Origin of the sequence: Mycobacterium sp. SMC-15 (assembly GCF_045310925.1) — a bacterium.
Classification (GTDB): domain Bacteria; phylum Actinomycetota; class Actinomycetes; order Mycobacteriales; family Mycobacteriaceae; genus Mycobacterium.
In genome coordinates, this window is record NZ_JBJIAJ010000014.1 from 62,541 (window position 1) to 79,853 (window position 17,313).

Genomic DNA, 17,313 nt, shown 5'->3' on the forward strand with positions numbered 1-17,313 from the left:
CGACGTTACCCGCAGCCGACAACCGCCAGCAGCCAGGCGTAGGAGAACGCGATCTCCTTCCAGCGTTCGTAGCGCCCGGAGATACCGCCGTGGCCGGCGTTCATCTCGGTTTTCAGCAACACCGGATTGATGTCGGTCTTGGTATGCCGCAGCGCCGCGATCCACTTCGCCGGTTCGACGTAGTACACCCGGGTGTCATTCAGCGAGGTCATCGCCAGGATCGGCGGGTATTCCCGGCTGGCGATGTTCTCGTACGGCGAGTAGGACTTCATGTAGAAGTAGACGTCCTTGTCGTCCAACGGGTTTCCCCATTCGTCCCACTCGATGACGGTCAGCGGCAGCGACGGGTCCAAGATCGTGGTCAGCGGGTCGACGAACGGGACCTGTGCCACCACCCCGGCGAACAGATCCGGCGCCAGGTTAGTCACCGCCCCCATCAGCAGGCCGCCGGCGCTGCCGCCCATCGCCACCAGATGCCCGGGCCGGCACACCCCTGCATCGATCAGGTGACGGCCCACGGCGACGAAGTCGGTGAAGCTGTTCTTCTTCTCCAGCAGCTTGCCGCGCTCGTACCACAGCCGGCCCATCTCGCCGCCGCCGCGAACGTGGGCTACGGCGAACACCATCCCCCGATCCAGCAACGACAACCGAGCGATCGAGAACTGCGGATCCTCACACGCCTCGTAGGCACCGTAGCCGTAAAGCAATGTGGGAGCGGGCATTTCGATTCCGGCTCGGTGCACAATCGACACCGGCACCCGGGTGCCGTCCTCGGCATAGGCCCAGTCGCGATATTCGACGTAGTCGGTGCTGCGGTATTCGCCCAGTACCGGTTGTTCGCGCAACAGGGTGCGTTCACCGGTCGCTAGGTCGATGTCGTAGACCCGCACCGGGGTGATGAACGACGTCGCACCTACCCGCAGCTTCGGGGCGTCCCAGTTCGGATTGGTTGCCAGACCCGACGACGTCAGCTCGGTGTCGAACGTGATCTCCTGCGGCGGTTGGAGATCACCATCGGCGCCGATCGGCCACAGCTGGATGCGGGGCAGGCCCTCGGCGCGGTATCCGACCACGAGGTGATGCGCGAAGGCATCCACCGCGTCGAGCCGCACGTCGTCGCGTCCGGCGATCAGAGTCTGCTGCGCGGCCGGATCGCTCACCGGGGCCTGCACCAAGGTGAAGTTGACCGCACCGTCGTTGTGCAGCATCAGGAATTGGTCCTGGCCGCCGATGATGGCGTGCTCGACGGAGTATTCGACGCCTTCGCGGCGAGGCAGCACCACGGTGAACGCGGCGTGCGAGTCGGCCGCGTCGGCGTAGCGCACCTCGGTGGTGATCGACGAACCGGCCGCGATCAACACGTAGGCATCGCTGCGGGTGCGTCCCACCGACAGCCAGTATCGTTCGTCGGCCTCGTGGTAGACCTGCTCGGCGGAGTCCGCGGGGTTGCCGATTCGGTGGCGCCACACGGTGTCCGGGCGCCAGGCTTCGTCGACGGTCGTGTAGTAGACGGTCTGATTGTCGGTCGCCCAAGTCACCCCGGCGCCGATCCCGGCGATCTCGTCGGCAAGCAGCTCGCCAGTGGATAAATCCTTGAACCGCAGGGTGTATCGCTCATCTCCGACGACATCGACGGAGTAGGCCAGGACGCGACTGTCCGGGCTGACGCTGGCGGCACCGAGCGCGAAGAAGTCGTGCCCTTCGGCCTCGGCATTCTGGTCGAGCAACACCTGCTCGCCCGGGATCTCGGTGGCCTCTTCGAGCTGCGGCGGGTCCCAGTCATCGGGGCTGCTGACCGGGCAGCGGCAGTGGACGCCGTACTGCCTTCCCTCGAAGGTGCGCGCGTAGTACCACCAGTCGCCGCGGCGAGCGGGCACCGACAGGTCGGTTTCCTTGGTGCGAGCCTTGATCTCGTCGAAAATGTCCTGCCGCAAGGGTTCCAGATGTGCCGTGGTGGCGTCGGTGTACGCGTTCTCGGCTTCCAGGTGGGCGATCACCGCGGGATCAGACTTGTCACGCAGCCACTCATAAGAATCGACGAAGACGTCCCCGTGGTGCGTGCGAGTGCTGGCTACGCGCTTTGCCGAAGGTGGACCCGGGAGATCCTGCGATACGTCGGTCATGCTGCGGGGCCGACCCAGTCGTCGAAGGACAGACCCGAAATGCGTTCGTAGGCCTCGATATAACGGGCGCGCGTCGCGGCGATGATGTCGTCGGGCAGCGCCGGGGGCGGCTGGTCTGAAGCCCGGTCCCAACCGGATTCCGGACCGGTCAGCCAGTTGCGGACGAACTGTTTGTCGAAGCTCTGCTGCACGACCCCGGCGCGGTAGTGGTCGGCCGGCCAGTAGCGCGACGAGTCGGGGGTGAACACCTCGTCGGCCAACACCAGGTTGTCGTGTTCGTCGATCCCGAACTCGAACTTGGTGTCGGCGATGATGATTCCCTTGGTCAGCGCGTGGTCGGCCGCTTGCACATAGGTCGCCAGGGTGCGGTCGCGCAACTGGCCGGCCCGCACCGGACCCACCAGGTCGATCACCTGCGCGAACGAGATGTTCTCATCGTGTTCGCCGATCTCGGCTTTGGTCGCCGGGGTGAACAGCGGGTTGAGGAACTTGCTGGCTTCCACCAGTCCGGGCGGCAACGGGATGCCGCACACGGCACCGCTGCGCTGGTAGTCCAGCAGGCCCGAGCCGGTCAGGTAGCCGCGAGCCACACACTCCACCGGCATCATCTTCAGCTGGCGCACGACCAGCGCGCGGCCGAGCACCTCATCGGGGATACGCGGGTCGTCGGGCGGCCCGGCCAGGTGATTGGGGGCCTCGACGAGGTCGAAGAAGAACACACTCATCGCGGTCAGGATGCGGCCCTTGTCCGGGATCTCGCTGTCGAGGATGTAGTCGAACGCCGAGATCCGGTCGGTCGCGACGAACAGCAGATGCTGATCATCGATCCGGTAAAGTTCGCGGACTTTGCCGCTGGCCAGGTGCTGGTAATCGGAGAGCGCAGGTCGCGGCATTCGGCCAGCTTAGCGGTAGGCACTGTGCTGGGATCGGATGATGACCTCCCGGTTGCTGCCCTACGCCACCTCCCCCGGCCGCCTACTGGCCCAACTGTTCAGCGACCTCGTCGTCGCGGCGTGGACCTTCTTGTGGGTACTCGTCGCGCTCGCCGTCCATGGCGCGGTCACTACCATCGCCGGTGTCGGGCAGCAGTTCGAGCGCGGCGCCAACGGTGTGGCCGACAGTTTGACGTCGGCAGGCAAGAGCGCGGACCGTATCCCGCTGGTCGGCGACGCCGTGAGCAAGCCGCTCACCGCGGCGGGCCATGCCGCCGTCGACATCGCCGGGGCGGGCCACAATCTGAACACCACGGCCGGCTGGCTGGCCTACGTGCTCGCGTTCGCGGTCGCGGCCCCGCCGATTCTGGCGGTGGCGATGCCGTGGCTGGTCTTGCGACTGCGGTTCTTCTTGCGCAAACGAGCGGTGCTGGGTTTGTACGCCACCATGGCCGGGCAGCAACTTCTGGCGCTGCGCGCGCTGACCAATCGTCCTTTGGGGAAGCTGACCGCGATCAGTCCCGACCCCGCCGGGGCCTGGCGCCATGCCGACCCCGCGGTGATCGGAGGATTGGCCCTCCTCGAGCTGCATTCCGCGGGCGTGGCCCGGCGATCTCGGCGCGGACCGGCACGCTGAGCGGGGGAAATCGCACGGAACCCGGGCCGGTCGGGCTACGTCCGACCTATGTGGACAACTATCTACGGCGTCACGACGGTGTGATCACCCGCTCGCAGGCCTTGGAGTGCGGCCTCTCCAGCTCCGCCATCGGCCGCCGACTCCAATCTGGACGCTGGCGGCGCTGCGGGCCCGGCGTGTACTTTGCCGACGATCGTCCGTTCACCACCGCCGCGCGCATCCGAGCAGCGGTGTGGAGCTACGGAATTGACGCCGTCGCCAGCGGATTGGCGGCGGCCTGGTGGCACCAGCTGGCCACCGCCGCACCGAATTTGGTCGAGGTTACCGTTCCTCGCGATTCACATGGGCGGGCTCATCGAGGCACCCGACTCAGGCGCCGAGACCTCTTTCCCGAGGATGTGGTCGAGCGCAGGGGGCTGCTGGTTACCGGGCTCGCCCTGACGACGGTCGAGGCCGCTGCCCGTCGTGGCGGGGGCCCCAAGGTGATGGATACCGCCCTGCAGCGCCACACTGAACTACCCCACCTGTGGCGGGCCCAGCTGCGAAACGCGGGCCGGCAGGGTTCCCCGGCGGCCCGTCGGATGCTGCAGGCGGCAGAGAGCGGCGCGCGTTCACAGGCCGAGCGAATGCTGGTCCAACTGTTGCGCGATGCCGGCATCACTGGATGGGTGGCGAACTATCGACTGGGCGGCTACAAGATTGACGTTGCCTTTCCAGAAATCGCAGTTGCGATCGAAGTTGACGGCTGGGCGTATCACAGCGGCCCGGATGAATTCGAAGGTGACCGAGTGCGGCAGAACCAGATCGTGCTGCGGGGGTGGACCGTGCTCCGGTTCACCTGGCTGGACTTAGTCACTGCCCCGGATCGGGTCATCACCGAGATCCGGTGGGCGATTTCGGCGCGATAGTGCCCGCTGAGCGGGTAAAACCGCGCCGAAATCGCAGCGGATCTAGGGCCGCAGTTCCACCATCATGTGTCTCATCCCGGTGTGGCGGTTGCTGCGCGTCCACTCCACCGGCGCCACCACCGCCAATTCGCCGAACCGGCCCAGCAGCTCCTCGTAGAGTACCCGCAGTTCCAACCGGGCCAGATGGGCGCCCAAACAGAAATGCGCGCCGTGTCCAAAACCGATGTGCGGATTGGGTTTACGGGTGATGTCGAATTGGTCGGCGCGGTCGAAAACCGTCTGATCGCGGTTGGCCGATCCTTCCCACACCAGCACCTTCTGGCCAGCGTCGATGGTCCGCCCGCCCAGCACTGCGCGCCGGGTGGCGGTGCGCCGCTTCGACGGCGCCGGTGAGGTCCAGCGCAGGATCTCCTCGATGGCGGTGGGCAGCAGGCCGAAATCGCCGCGCAGCAAACGGTATTGGCCGGGGTGCTGAGCCAGCGCCAGCAGCCCGCCGGCGATGGCGTTGCGGGTGGTCTCGGCGCCGGCACTGAACAGCAATTGGAAGAACAGATACACCTCGAGATCACTGAGCTCGGGGTCGGTCGAGTTGGCCACCACCGACAGCATGTCGTCGGCGGGCTCGGCACGCTTGGCCGCGATCAACTCCCGCCCGAAGGTGTAGACCCGGTTGCCGGCGTCCTCGATGGACAGTCGCGACACCACCGCCTTGCGCGAGCCGCGGAAGTCGAAGCTGGGCTCGATCGCCTCGAACAGCCAATGCCGGTCGGCCTCGGGTACGCCCAGCAGGATGCAGATCATCTGCATCGGTATCTCGGCGGCGATGTCGACCAGGAAATCAAAGGGAACCCCGGGCTCGACGGCGTCGAGCAGGGTCCGGGCCCGGTGGCGCAGGTCGGTTTCGACGCGGCGGATCATCCGCGGAGTCAGTCCGGAGCTGACCAGCCGTCGGACCTGCGCGTGGCGCGGGTCGTCCATCATGTTCAGCAGCTGGCCCGCGATCGGTAGGTCCTGCAGCACGGTGCCGCCGAACGGCCGGTCCCCGCCGGTGACCGACGAATAGGTCTGCGCGTCGCGCAGCACTTCGAGCGTTTCGGCGTGCGTGGCCACCGACCAGAAGCCGTCGCCGTCCGGTGTGTGTGCGGTGGGCTCGTGCCAGAACACCGGGGCGACGCGGCGGTGCAGCGCGAACAGCTGGTGCGGGAAGCCGTCGGCGAAGTTGTCCAGATCGGTGAAGTCGATGCTCGCGAGCCCCTGGACCTCCATGACGGCTACAGGATCGCGCCCGGGCTGTAGGCAGCCCCGGCCGGATACCGTTCGACGAGTTCGGCCACCTCTGCCGCCACTCGGTCGACCTGGTCGGCGGCCGCACCGGTGAACGCCTGCCGGTCGGCGACGGCCGCATCCAGCGCGGCCCGGTCCAGCGGCAGCCGTTCGTCGGCGGCCAGCCGGTCCAGCAGGTCGGGTTCGGCGCCCCGCTCCCGCATCGCCAGCGCGACGGCCACCGCGTGTTCCTTGATCACCTCGTGAGCGGCTTCGCGGCCGACCCCGGCACGCACCGCGGCGATCAACACCTTGGTGGTGGCAAGGAACGGCAGGTAGCGGTCCAGTTCACGGGTGATCACCGCCGGGTAGGCCCCGAACTCGTCGAGCACGGTCAAGAAGGTCTCGGTCTGCCCGTCGATGGCGAAGAAGGCGTCGGGCAGTGCGACGCGACGTACCACCGAGCAGAAAACGTCGCCTTCGTTCCACTGAGCGCCGGCCAGTTCGGCCGCCATCGACCCGTAGCCGCGCAACACCACCTGCAGGCCGTTGACCCGCTCGCAGCTGCGGGTGTTCATCTTGTGCGGCATCGCCGACGAGCCCACCTGGCCGGGCGCGAAGCCCTCGGTGACCAGTTCGTGGCCGGCCATCAGCCGGATCGTCTGCGCCAGCGAGGAGGGTCCGGCGCCCAGCTGAACCAGCGCGGAGACCACGTCGTGGTCCAGCGAGCGGGGATAAACCTGCCCGACGCTGGTCAGCACCGCGGAAAATCCCAGAAAATCTGCGACGAGGCGCTCCAAATGCGCCAGTTTGGCGGTGTCACCGTCGAACAGATCCAGCATGTCCTGCGCGGTGCCCATCGGCCCCTTGATGCCGCGCAGCGGATAGCGATCGATCAGCTCACGGACGCGCCGCAGCGCGAGCAGGGTTTCCTCGGCAGCCGAGGCGAACCGCTTCCCCAACGTGGTGGCCTGCGCGGCGACATTGTGGCTGCGCCCGGCCATCACCAGGTCGCGGTAGGCCACCGCGTGGTTGACCAGGCGCACCGCGACCGCCACCCCGTGGTCGTGGATCAGCTGCAGGGACTGGCGGATCTGCAGCTGCTCGACATTTTCGGTCAGGTCCCGGCTGGTCATGCCCTTGTGGATGTGCTCGTGACCGGCGAGGGCGTTGAACTCCTCGATACGTGCCTTGACGTCGTGGCGGGTCACCCGCTCGCGGGCTGCGATCGACGCCAGGTCGACGTCACCGAGGACGGCCTCGTAGTCGGCGATCGCCTGCGCGGGGACCGGCACACCAAGCTCGGACTGGGCGCGCAGTACCGCCAGCCACAGCCGCCGTTCAGCGACGATCTTGGCCTGCGGGGACCAGATGTCTGTCATCGCGGTGCTGGCGTAACGGGTGGCCAGCACATTGGGGATGCTCACGAGCAGCTAGCTTACGGTCGTCCCGTCCGGCGGAGTCTGACCGGCCTGGACAGCAGGCGCCGCTCCCAGCATGACCGGGCCTCGACCTTCGGACAGCGAGATCGCGGCATCGATGAGGTGCTCCCGGACGACCTGGACGGCACGCCATGGGGGCACCGGTTCGCAGATGAAGGCGGGGTTGGCTCGGGTGGCACGGCGCATCACGTGGTGACACCCCTGCGCGAACTGCACCCGCTGGACCGTCATGTCGTCAGCCCGGCTGGTGAGCGGGTAGGGATTCTGGGTGTAGCGGACGCACGCGCCGTCCCGGTCGATTCCGTAACCGGCCAGCAGGCCGCCATAGGGGTCGACGGTGACCGGCCAGAAGGGCGGCGCGAGGTCGAAGGAACGCACGATCTCTCGGCGCGGCCCGACGGGGACATGCCGGGTGAGGGATCGGGTGCGGCAGCGGGTGGCGATGTCGCAGGGGCGCACTCGCTTGTTGCGCATGAACTCAAGGAAGACCTCGACCGCTATGCGAGCTGCCGGCGGCCACTCATGATGCGCCAACGTGGCATTACTCTCGTTGGCGCGGCCAACGGTCAACATGGCGACTCCACATGTCGAGAAAAACGGACAGGCTCGTAGTCTGACACAGACTGCCGGTCGGTGAGTACCCTTTTGCCGATGAGTAACGGGAGGCCAACCCGGCGGGACATGCACGCTGAGCTCACGCGGACCGCGGTGCTCGACGCCGCCCGGACACTTTTCGTTGCCAAGGGCTTCGAAGCGACCTCGGTCGATGAGATCGCGCAGGCATCGCACTCCAGCAAGGGCGCCGTCTACCATCACTTTCGCGACAAGCAGGCGATCTTCGCCGAGGTCTTCCGGCTCAGCCAGGCCGATGTCATGCAGGCCGTACTACCGGGCGCCCTGGAGTCAATGCCTGGCGACGCCAGCCCGTGGGAACAGGCGCTGTTGGCCATCAGCGCGGTGCTGCGCTGCTACGTCGACAATCACGACGCACGGGTGTTGCTACGGGAATCGGCCAGCGCCTTGGGCTGGGACCGCAAGCAGATCGTCGATGAGGAACTGGCGCTTCCATTGCTGCGCGCGGTACTCGGCGAGCTGATCGAGGCCGGCGAGATCGAGGCGGTGCCCGTTGGCGTCACCGCGGAGTTGCTCTACGCGCTGCTCAGCAAGACCGGGCCCATCATCGCCGCCGCCGCCGATCCCGCACACGCGGTCAGCGAGATCGAGCCGGTGCTGTTCGCCTTGCTCAACGGCCTGCATCGCGAGCAGCCGCAGCCGGCGGGCGAAACCAAACGATTGGGTTTCGCCCGACCGAAAACGCCCTAGCCGAGGCGTCGCGGTGGTGGTCGGGCTCCGCCGCGCTTGCGATCGCCGCGGGCCCTACAGCGCGTGCAGGATGTCTTCGACCCGGTCCTTGGCGTCACCGAACAACATGGCGGAGTTCGGCCGGAAGAACAGCGGGTTCTGCACACCCGCGTAGCCGGAAGCCATGGAGCGCTTGAAGACGATCACGTTGTCGGCGTCCCACACGGTCAGCACCGGCATGCCCGCGATCGGGCTGGACGGGTCTTCGGCGGCCGCCGGGTTGACGGTGTCGTTGGCGCCGATCACCAGCACCACCGACGTGTCACCGAAGTCGTCGTTGATCTCGTCCATCTCCAGCACGATGTCGTAGGGCACCTTGGCCTCTGCCAGCAGCACGTTCATGTGGCCGGGCAGCCGGCCGGCGACCGGGTGAATGCCGAACCGCACGTTGACGCCGCGGTCGCGCAGCTTGCGGGTGAGCTCGGCGACCCCGTACTGGGCCTGTGCGACGGCCATGCCGTAGCCGGGGGTGATGATCACCGAGTCGGCGCCGCCCAACATCTCGGCCACGCCCTCGGCGGTGATCTCCCGGTGCTCGCCGTAGTCCTTGTCCTCGGCCGGTCCGGCCTCGATCCCGAACCCGCCGGCGATCACCGAGATGAACGAGCGGTTCATCGCCTTGCACATGATGTAGGACAGGTAGGCACCCGAGGAGCCGACCAGCGCGCCGGTGATGATCAGCAGGTCGTTGGAGAGCAGGAAGCCCGAGGCCGCCGCCGCCCAGCCGGAGTAGCTGTTGAGCATGGAGACCACCACCGGCATGTCGCCGCCTCCGATGGATGCCACCAGGTGCCAGCCCAGCGCGAGCGCCAGCAGGGTCACCACGATCAGCAGCCACAGCTTGGGCTCGTTGACGAACCACACCGTCAAAGCGACGAACGCGACCAGCGCGCCGATGTTGAGGAAGTTCTTGCCCGGCAGCATCAGCGGGTTGGACTTCATCCGCCCCGAGAGCTTGAGGTTGGCCACGATCGAGCCGGTGAAGGTCACCGCACCGATGAACACCCCGATGAACACCTCGGCGGAGTGGATGCCGAACAGCCCCTGGGCGGCCAGTTCGCGGGCGTCGGCGCTGCACGGGCTGTTTTCTACGTGCAGGTAGCCGTTCCAGCCGACCAACACGGCGGCCAGACCGACGAACGAGTGCAGCAGCGCGATCAGCTCGGGCATGCCGGTCATCTCGACCACCTTGGCGCGCCACAACCCGATCGCCGCACCCACCACGGTGGCCCCGATCAGCAGCGCCAGGCCGACCTGATTGATGTCGTGATGGACCGCCAGGGTGATCGTCGCGGCGAGCGCAACCGCCATCCCGAGGATGCCGAAGCTGTTGCCGGCCTTGGACGTCTCGTGCTTGCTCAGCCCGGCCAGAGCCAGGATGAACAGCAGCGCCGCGACGATGTATGCCGCCGAGGCGGCGGTCTCAACTGAAAACATAAGCGGGGTCTACTCCAAGTCGGGGTGCGCAGCGCCTAGCTGCGGGAGAACATGGCGAGCATGCGGCGGGTCACCGCGAAACCACCGAAGATGTTGATGCTGGCCAGCAGGATCGCCGCGGCGGCCAAACTCGTGATGGCCGGGTCGCCGTGGCCGATCTGCAGCAGCGCGCCCACCACGATGATTCCGGAGATCGCATTGGTCACCGACATCAGCGGCGTGTGCAGCGCGTGGTGCACATGGCCGATCACGTAGTAACCGATCACGATCGCCAACGCAAAGACGATCAGGTGCACCTGCAGTGCCGCCGGCGCCATCGCGACCAGTGCGAACAGCACTGCCGCCGCGGACACCACCACGCCCAGCCGGCGTCCGGCCGACATCGGTTCCTTGGCTTTCTGCGTGACCACCGGGGCTTCGGCGACCTTGGCCGGAGCCGCCGAGACCTGCACCGGGGGCGGCGGCCAGGTCGACGCACCGTCACGCACCACGGTCATCGACCGCTGCACCACGTCGTCGAAGTCCAGCACCAGCTGGCCGTCCTTGCCGGGAGTCATCAACTTCATCAGGTTGACCAGGTTGGTGCCGTAGAGCTGCGACGCCTGCGCGGGCAGCCGGCCGGCCAGGTCGGTGTAGCCGATGATCGTCACCCCGTTGGCGGTGACGACGGCCTGGTCCTTGACGGTGCCCTCAACGTTGCCGCCGTTGGCCGCGGCCATGTCGACGATCACGCTGCCCGGTTTCATCGACGCGACCATCTCGGCGGTGATGATCCGCGGCGCGGGCTTACCCGGGATGAGCGCGGTGGTGATGATGATGTCGACGTCGGCACTCTGCTCGGCGTAGAGCGCTGCCTCGCGGACCTTGTAGTCGTCGCTCATCTCTTTGGCGTAGCCAGTGGCCGACACCTCGGTCTCGGTCGATTCGATCGACAGGTATTCCCCGCCGAGCGAGCGCACCTGGTCGGCCACCTCGGGCCGCGGGTCGGTCGCCCGCACGATGGCACCCAGGCTGCCGGCGGCACCGATCGCGGCCAAGCCCGCAACCCCGGCGCCCACCACCAGCACCTTGGCCGGCGGCACCTTGCCCGCGGCGGTCACCTGGCCGGTGAAGAATCGGCCGAAGACGTGGGCAGCCTCGATCACGGCGCGGTAGCCGGCGATGTTGGCCATCGAGCTCAGCACGTCCAGCGACTGCGCGCGCGAGATCCGGGGTACCGCGTCCATCGACAGCGCCGTGATGGGCCGGCGAGCCAGGTCCTCCACCCGGTCCGGGTTCAGCGCCGGAGCCAGCAGGCTGACCAGCGTCGCGCCCGGCTTCATGCCGTCCAGCTGCTCAGCCGACGGGGCGTTGACACCGAACACGATGTCGGCGGCACGCGCATCGCCGATGGTGGCGCCGGCCTCGGTGAACGCCGCGTCGGAAAAGGACGACGCTTCGCCCGCACCGGCATCCACTACGACGTCGTAACCGAGCTTGGTCAGTGCAGCGACCGTCGTCGGCGTCGCCGACACACGCGTCTCACCGGGCTGCGCCTCGGATAGGACACCGATATTCATGACGTAGCTCTCCACATTCGCATCTCTTGGCCGTCTTCAGGCGCTGACGGGCGTTCTCCAAGCGTCTCCGGCCCCTTTGTTACCCGCCAGTAGCTAAGGAGCGACAAAGGGATCGAGGCAGCATACCGTGTGCGGCTCTCAGGCCGACACTGCCCGCTGATCCAGTGGGGCGAGCATATCGATGACGTCGACGACCGCGGCCCGGGCGGCCACCCGCGGCCCCTGCAGATCATCGACCAGTGCCGCCATCACCGCGCCGTCCACCATGCAGACCAGGGCATATGCCATCTCGACCCGCGCGATCCGACCGGAGCGTTCGACCGCTTCAGCAACCGCATCGGACCGTTGATGCAGGACCCGGCGCTGAATGCCGCGCAGCGCCGGGTGGCGAGAACAGACGATATAGCGCTCATAGCGGGAGATGAGCTGCTCGTCGATCTGCTCGTCGCTGCCCTCCCCCACCAACAGCTCCACCAAGATGTCCGCCGTGGTCTCGGCACTGCGTCGGCGCCGGGACAGCTCGGTGATGCGCGCTCGCAACTGTGCGACCTCCAACATCCCGATGTGTTCCACGGCGTGCGCGATGAGGTCTTCAAGTGACGAGAAGTAATAGGTCGTCGATGCCAGCGGCAGACCGGCTCGGTGCGCCACGGCACGATGCCGCACGGCGTCGAAACCGCCCTCGCGCAGCAGCTCGGCGGCGGCGCTGATCAGCGCATACCGCCGTCGTTCGCCCTTGGGCGTCACTGCTGTCATCACGCCTAGAGATGCTGCCAGCCCGGGTAGCGCCGCATCATGCGTTTCCGCCTTTTCGGACAAACAGCACCCGCTGGCATGATGGCCGCCATGCCAGAGTTGAGCCGACGGACGGTGCTACGCCTCGGAGCCGCGATGGGTACCGCGGGCGCACTGGGGACGAGCTCACTGCTCGAGGCGCGCCCCACGCAGGCCGCCCCGGCGCAGGCCGCGCCAACGATGACGACAGGCTCGTTCACCTCGGCGGCACGCGGGGGAATCACCACCAACTGGGCGATCGCCCGCCCGCCCGGCCAGACCGGCGCTTTGCGTCCACTGATCGCGCTGCACGGCAAGGGAAGTGATGCCGCGACCGTGATGGCCGGCGGCGTGGAGCAGGGCCTAGCCGAGGCCGTCGACGCGGGCCTGCCCCCGTTCGCGGTGGTCGCCGTCGACGGCGGCGGGAGCTACTGGCACCACCGCGCCTCCGGTGAAGACTCCGGCGCAATGGTGACCGACGAGTTGCTGCCCCTGCTGGCCGAACAGGGCCTGGACACCTCCCGGGTGGGATTCATCGGCTGGTCGATGGGCGGCTACGGCGCACTGTTGCTGGGGGGCCGGCTCGGCCCGCGCCGAACCGCGGCGATCTGCGCGGTCAGCCCCGCACTGTGGCTGTCACCCGGAGCGACGGCGCCGGGCGCGTTCGACGGCGCATCGGACTTCTCGGCCAACTCGGTGTTCGGGATGGCGGCATTGGGCTCGATCCCGATCCGGGTGGACTGCGGAAACGGCGACCCGTTCTATTCGGCGACCCAGGCCTTCATCGCCCAGTTGCCCAGCCCCCCGGCGGGCAGCTTCTCCCCCGGCGGGCACGACGGGTCGTACTGGAGTTCTCAGCTGCCCGCCGAGTTGACCTGGCTTGCCCCACTGCTGACTGCCTAGAAGTTCTTCAGTCTGGCGAACACCGCTGCACGAACAAGAAGCGGAAGGCCGCGCGCGGGGTTTACCGCGAATCTGGGTGAGTGTCCCGTATTTCGGCCGCATTGTCTCCGAAATCGTCGAATTTGTCCGGTATATGAGCCCGACAAAACCTTGTGTGATGAAGAACACCCGCGGTAGCGTCAAAAAGTACTCACCAGTAACTCAACTGATTCTGGGTCGCACCAAATGCCAGTCCAACCGAACGAATTGGAAGGCCTTGTGATGACAAATCGACGAATTCAGACTGCCGCCGTTGCGGCCACCGCCAGCGGTGGGCTGATCACCGCAGCACTCATGCAGGCCGCGTTGGGCGCTGCCGCCCCCGGTGACAACGCCTTCACCATCGACGGCACCATCTTCGACCCCATCACCTCATCCGGCGCCAAGGGCTTCGACCCGGTCGGTCCGCTCAGCTTGGCTCCGCCGCTGTTGGGTCTCGGCGGCGGGTCGGTGAGCCTTGGGCCCACCAGCTTGGACCTCGCCCCGCAGACCTTCGATTTGTACAACGGCACCGAATCGCTCGGCAGCATCAGCACCAACGAAACCGTCGCGAACCTGCTGGGCCTGTCCAACACCGCGTTCACCGTCCTCGACACCACCCCCGCCGATGGAGTCGAGGCCTCGGCACTACCCGTGAAGGGAACGGTCTACGACGTACTGAACCTGGGCAATGGCTTCTACAACGTCTATGTCGCCACCCCGGGAGCGAACGGCACCGTCACCGACACCCTGGTGACGCCGTTCGGCAACACCGACCTGAGCTCGCTGTTCGCCGATATGAACGCCGCCAACCCGCTACAGCCGGGCGACGCGTTCACGCCGCTGCAGGCCGGCGACAGCAGTATCGGCGTCGACGCCTTCACCATCGGCGGATTCACGTTCAACCCATTCAGCACCGGGGATGACGGCACGGTGACCGAGGGCTTCACCCCGGTCGACTCTCTCGCCAGCTTGCCGCCCCTGTTGAACCTCGGCGGCGGCCAACTGGTGTTCAGCCTGGGGTATCCCGGAACCCAGCCACAAGCCTTCGCACCCCAGGACTTTGACGTCTACGGAAGCGGCGGCAGCGAGCTCGGCAGCGTCAAGACCGCGGTGGACGTGGCGAATCTGCTGGGCATGACCAACACCCAGTTGATCGTCCAGGGTGTCACCGCAGCCGACGGCGTGGAGGACTCGCAGCTACCGGTACTGGGATCGGTCTACGACGCCTTGAACCTCGGCGGCGGATGGGTGAATGTCTACACGGCGACGCCGGACGTCACCGTCGACGGCACCGTCACCCCCGGCACAGTCCACGACACCTTGGTCACGCCGTTCGGCAACATGAACCTGGACGCGCTGTTCGGCGGCATCAACGCCGCCAACCCGCTCGACCCGGGTGACGCGTTCACCGGACTGCAGGTCGGCGACAGCAGCCTCGGCGAGGACGCCTTCAGCCTCGGTGGGTACGTCTTCGACCCGACGCTCGGCCTGACCGGATCGGAAGAGGGCTTCAACATCGTGCCGGCGCTGTTCGGTGTCGGGCCGCTGCTGGCCCTCGGCGGTGCCTCGGTCGGCATTGGTGGAGGTGCACCGATCGACTTCGCCCCGCAGGTCTTCACTGTCTACGACGACTCCGGATCAAGCCCCACCGACCTCGGGAGCATCACCACCGGCGTGAATGTGTCGAACCTGTTGGGGATGGCCAACACCGAGTTCACCGTGGCGAGCGTCGCCGCTGCCGAAGGGGTGGACGCCTCGCTGCTGCCGGCGGCAGGAACGGTCTACGACGTCCTGAACTTCGGCGGCGGCTGGCAGAACATCTACATCGCCACCCCCGGTGACGATGGCACCGTCACCGACACCCTGGTGACGCCGTTCGGCAACGTCGATCTGAGCTCGTTGTTCGGCATGTTCTCCGCCGCCAACCCACTGGACCCGGGCGACGCCTTTAACGGCCTGGACGACGCCGGCGCCATGTCCGCCATGGACCCGCTGGCCCTGTTCGGGCTGTGAGCGCTAGCCCCAACGGGGTTACTGGCAGAGCTTGCCCAGCGCGGTGATGTGCGCATCGAGGTCATGCCCCAGCTGCTCGCGCTCCGTATTCGGTTGCCCGACAAGGTAGCTGAGGTTCAGACGCTCCAGCGCACCGGCCATCTTCTGGGTGGTTTCCACGATGTCTTCCGGCGTCGCGGGGTCCGCTTCGAGCCGGCCACGCAGATATGCCGCACCCGCAGTCAGCGACAACCGGGCGTTGGCCGCCACCGCGAGCTGGGCGATGGGGTTCTCCGGGTCCGGGTTCTTCATGTGCATGTTGTTGGCCACCGCTTGACGAGCAAGCACGACCGCGCCGCACACGTCCTTCTTCGCGTCGTTGACCTGCTCACCGCTGAACTTGGTCGAACCACTCGAGGACGAACCACCCGGGTGCCACAGGCCGGCCACCGCCGCACCACCGATGAGCCCGGCGACCAGTCCGACCGCCGCGGCGATCAGCAGGGGGCCGGTGCTCGACTGCGCCGGGGCCGGGGCCGGAAGGGGAGCTGACCGCCGCTTCGTCGTGCCGGTACTTTTCGCCGGGCGATCCTGCGTTTCGGATTCGGTGGACTCCGGTTCAGTTTGGTCAGCCATGCCACCAAGGATAGCGGTAGCCCTATCCGGTCAGATCTGGATCTTCCCCTCGGCGGCAGCCGCGCCGATGTCGCTGCGGAAGTGACTTCCCGGCAAGCGAATTGAATCGAGGATCCGATAGGCGTCGGCACGCGCGGCATTGAGGTCGTCTCCCACGCCCACCACCGACAGCACGCGCCCGCCCGAGGACACCACCGCCCCGTCGTCACGGCGCGCGGTGCCGGCGTGCAACACCCCGTCGGCCTCGGCGCCCACGATCACGTCACCGACACGCGGCCGACCGGGATAGTTCTCGGCGGCCAGCACCACGGTCACCGCGGCGGCATCCCGCCAGCGCAACACACCGAACTCGCTCAGTCCGCCGGTGGCGGCGGCATGCAGCAACTGTCCGAGCGGCGACTCCAACAGTGCCAGCACCGCCTGGGTCTCCGGATCGCCGAAGCGGCAATTGAATTCGACCACCGCCGGCCCGGTCGACGTCATCGCCAGACCGGCATACAACAAGCCGGTGAACCGGCTGCCCCGTCGGAGCAGTTCGGCCGCGACGGGTTCGACGACGTCGGTGACGATGCCGGCCGCGGCCTCCCGGGACAGCCACGGCAGCGGGGCGTATGCGCCCATGCCGCCGGTGTTGGGTCCGCTGTCGCCGTCGCCGACCCGCTTGAAGTCCTGCGCCGGCAACAACGGCACCACGGTGGCGCCGTCGACGACACAGAACAGGGACAGTTCGGGTCCGTCCAGGAAGGATTCCAGCAGCACCGGATGCCCGCTGTCGAGCAGCCCGGCAGCGTGCGCCCGGGCCGCTGCCCGATCTGCAGTCACGACGACGCCCTTGCCCGCGGCCAGCCCGTCGTCCTTGACCACCCAGGCCGCCTCCCCGGCATCAGGACCGAAGCGGGTCAGGGCGGCGTCCAGGTCAGCGGGGCTGTCGACGATCTCCGAGCGGGCGGTGCGCACGCCGGCGGCGGCCATCACGTCCTTGGCGAACGCCTTGGAGCCTTCGATGCGAGCGGCGTCCTGCGACGGCCCGAAGCAGGCGATACCGGCGGCACGCACCGCATCTGCCACGCCCAGGACCAGCGGCACCTCCGGCCCGACCACCACCAGGTCGGCCTCGACGTCGCGGGCCAGGGCGGTGACGGCCGACGCCGAGGTGATGTCGATGTCTCGTTGCTCGGCCACCGCCGCGGTACCGGCGTTACCGGGGGCGATCACCACGTGATCGACCTTGGGGTCGTTGCGAAGGGCTAGAAGTAACGCATGTTCCCGGGCGCCGGAACCGATCACCAGGACGCGCATGGGCGCTACTCCTCTCTGAGTTCGC

Annotated in this window: 15 protein-coding genes; 5 read left to right on the forward strand and 10 right to left on the reverse strand. The window is 67.4% G+C overall.

From position 1 onward, the window contains the following. Window positions 1-5 precede the first annotated feature (5 nt). Entirely contained in the window at window positions 6-2,123 is a 2,118-nt protein-coding gene (locus ACJH71_RS19295; RefSeq protein WP_406759591.1) for a S9 family peptidase, read from the reverse strand. After that, the gene (locus tag ACJH71_RS19300) at window positions 2,120-3,016 is read right to left on the reverse strand and encodes a phosphoribosylaminoimidazolesuccinocarboxamide synthase (RefSeq protein WP_406759592.1); all 897 of its coding nucleotides are present in this window, start codon (window positions 3,014-3,016) and stop codon (window positions 2,120-2,122) included. Before ACJH71_RS19300 ends, ACJH71_RS19295 begins: the two co-directional genes overlap by 4 nt. Window positions 3,017-3,056: 40 nt before the next feature. On the opposite strand from ACJH71_RS19300, the gene ACJH71_RS19305 reads away from it, so the two are divergent. Together ACJH71_RS19305 and ACJH71_RS19310 are read left to right on the forward strand one after the other, a co-directional pair. Continuing rightward, window positions 3,057-3,692, forward strand: coding sequence for a hypothetical protein (locus ACJH71_RS19305; protein WP_406759593.1), 636 nt, complete (start codon window positions 3,057-3,059; stop codon window positions 3,690-3,692). Between the two features lie 50 nt (window positions 3,693-3,742). Further along, window positions 3,743-4,600 carry a type IV toxin-antitoxin system AbiEi family antitoxin domain-containing protein gene (locus tag ACJH71_RS19310; protein ID WP_406759594.1) on the forward strand — a complete coding sequence of 286 codons (858 nt, stop codon included), beginning with the start codon at window positions 3,743-3,745 and terminating at the stop codon, window positions 4,598-4,600. 42 nt (window positions 4,601-4,642) lie between these two features. On the opposite strand, the gene ACJH71_RS19315 is transcribed toward ACJH71_RS19310, so the two are convergent. Genes ACJH71_RS19315 through ACJH71_RS19325 form a run of 3 tightly spaced genes read right to left on the reverse strand, consistent with a single transcriptional unit; the run spans window position 4,643 to window position 7,878 of the window. Next, complete coding sequence (locus ACJH71_RS19315; protein ID WP_406759595.1) at window positions 4,643-5,866, reverse strand: cytochrome P450; 1,224 nt, start codon at window positions 5,864-5,866, stop codon at window positions 4,643-4,645. A 5-nt stretch (window positions 5,867-5,871) separates the two neighbouring features. After that, window positions 5,872-7,290 carry an adenylosuccinate lyase gene (gene purB, locus ACJH71_RS19320; protein ID WP_406759596.1) on the reverse strand — a complete coding sequence of 473 codons (1,419 nt, stop codon included), beginning with the start codon at window positions 7,288-7,290 and terminating at the stop codon, window positions 5,872-5,874. Between the two features lie 6 nt (window positions 7,291-7,296). Further along, on the reverse strand, window positions 7,297-7,878 hold the full coding sequence (locus ACJH71_RS19325) for a hypothetical protein (protein ID WP_406759597.1): 582 nt from the start codon (window positions 7,876-7,878) through the stop codon (window positions 7,297-7,299). A 78-nt stretch (window positions 7,879-7,956) separates the two neighbouring features. On the opposite strand from ACJH71_RS19325, the gene ACJH71_RS19330 reads away from it, so the two are divergent. Continuing rightward, window positions 7,957-8,628: a TetR/AcrR family transcriptional regulator gene (locus ACJH71_RS19330; protein WP_406759598.1), complete on the forward strand. Its 672-nt coding sequence runs from the start codon at window positions 7,957-7,959 to the stop codon at window positions 8,626-8,628. 54 nt (window positions 8,629-8,682) lie between these two features. Here ACJH71_RS19330 and pntB read toward each other — a convergent pair whose 3' ends face one another. From pntB to ACJH71_RS19345, 3 genes are all read right to left on the reverse strand, one after another. Continuing rightward, window positions 8,683-10,104: a Re/Si-specific NAD(P)(+) transhydrogenase subunit beta gene (gene pntB / locus ACJH71_RS19335; RefSeq protein WP_406759599.1), complete on the reverse strand. Its 1,422-nt coding sequence runs from the start codon at window positions 10,102-10,104 to the stop codon at window positions 8,683-8,685. A 35-nt stretch (window positions 10,105-10,139) separates the two neighbouring features. Beyond that, window positions 10,140-11,663, reverse strand: coding sequence for a Re/Si-specific NAD(P)(+) transhydrogenase subunit alpha (locus ACJH71_RS19340; protein WP_406759600.1), 1,524 nt, complete (start codon window positions 11,661-11,663; stop codon window positions 10,140-10,142). 138 nt (window positions 11,664-11,801) lie between these two features. Beyond that, on the reverse strand, window positions 11,802-12,419 hold the full coding sequence (locus ACJH71_RS19345) for a TetR/AcrR family transcriptional regulator (RefSeq protein ID WP_406759670.1): 618 nt from the start codon (window positions 12,417-12,419) through the stop codon (window positions 11,802-11,804). Window positions 12,420-12,497: 78 nt separating this feature from the next. On the opposite strand from ACJH71_RS19345, the gene ACJH71_RS19350 reads away from it, so the two are divergent. Continuing rightward, window positions 12,498-13,340, forward strand: a complete 843-nt coding sequence (locus ACJH71_RS19350) for an alpha/beta hydrolase-fold protein (protein ID WP_406759601.1) — start codon at window positions 12,498-12,500, stop codon at window positions 13,338-13,340. A gap of 261 nt (window positions 13,341-13,601) precedes the next feature. Beyond that, complete coding sequence (locus ACJH71_RS19355) at window positions 13,602-15,374, forward strand: hypothetical protein (protein ID WP_406759602.1); 1,773 nt, start codon at window positions 13,602-13,604, stop codon at window positions 15,372-15,374. Window positions 15,375-15,392: 18 nt separating this feature from the next. Here ACJH71_RS19355 and ACJH71_RS19360 read toward each other — a convergent pair whose 3' ends face one another. Beyond that, a complete protein-coding gene (locus tag ACJH71_RS19360) occupies window positions 15,393-15,989 on the reverse strand; it encodes a hypothetical protein (RefSeq protein ID WP_406759603.1) in 597 nt (198 codons plus the stop codon). Window positions 15,990-16,019: 30 nt separating this feature from the next. Continuing rightward, window positions 16,020-17,288, reverse strand: a complete 1,269-nt coding sequence (gene purD / locus ACJH71_RS19365) for a phosphoribosylamine--glycine ligase (protein WP_406759604.1) — start codon at window positions 17,286-17,288, stop codon at window positions 16,020-16,022. Between the last annotated feature and the right edge of the window lie 25 nt (window positions 17,289-17,313).

Bases quoted from the DNA above. Each gene is read 5' to 3' on its own strand.
- pntB (WP_406759599.1), bottom strand. From the start codon at position 10,104: ATGTTTTCAGTTGAGACCGCCGCCTCGGCGGCATACATCGTCGCGGCG.
- ACJH71_RS19295 (WP_406759591.1), bottom strand. From the start codon at position 2,123: ATGACCGACGTATCGCAGGATCTCCCGGGTCCACCTTCGGCAAAGCGC.
- ACJH71_RS19360 (WP_406759603.1), bottom strand. From the start codon at position 15,989: ATGGCTGACCAAACTGAACCGGAGTCCACCGAATCCGAAACGCAGGAT.
- ACJH71_RS19300 (WP_406759592.1), bottom strand. From the start codon at position 3,016: ATGCCGCGACCTGCGCTCTCCGATTACCAGCACCTGGCCAGCGGCAAA.
- ACJH71_RS19305 (WP_406759593.1), top strand. From the start codon at position 3,057: ATGACCTCCCGGTTGCTGCCCTACGCCACCTCCCCCGGCCGCCTACTG.
- ACJH71_RS19340 (WP_406759600.1), bottom strand. From the start codon at position 11,663: ATGAATATCGGTGTCCTATCCGAGGCGCAGCCCGGTGAGACGCGTGTG.
- ACJH71_RS19325 (WP_406759597.1), bottom strand. From the start codon at position 7,878: ATGTTGACCGTTGGCCGCGCCAACGAGAGTAATGCCACGTTGGCGCAT.
- ACJH71_RS19330 (WP_406759598.1), top strand. From the start codon at position 7,957: ATGAGTAACGGGAGGCCAACCCGGCGGGACATGCACGCTGAGCTCACG.
- ACJH71_RS19315 (WP_406759595.1), bottom strand. From the start codon at position 5,866: ATGGAGGTCCAGGGGCTCGCGAGCATCGACTTCACCGATCTGGACAAC.
- purD (WP_406759604.1), bottom strand. From the start codon at position 17,288: ATGCGCGTCCTGGTGATCGGTTCCGGCGCCCGGGAACATGCGTTACTT.
- ACJH71_RS19355 (WP_406759602.1), top strand. From the start codon at position 13,602: ATGACAAATCGACGAATTCAGACTGCCGCCGTTGCGGCCACCGCCAGC.
- ACJH71_RS19350 (WP_406759601.1), top strand. From the start codon at position 12,498: ATGATGGCCGCCATGCCAGAGTTGAGCCGACGGACGGTGCTACGCCTC.
- ACJH71_RS19345 (WP_406759670.1), bottom strand. From the start codon at position 12,419: ATGACAGCAGTGACGCCCAAGGGCGAACGACGGCGGTATGCGCTGATC.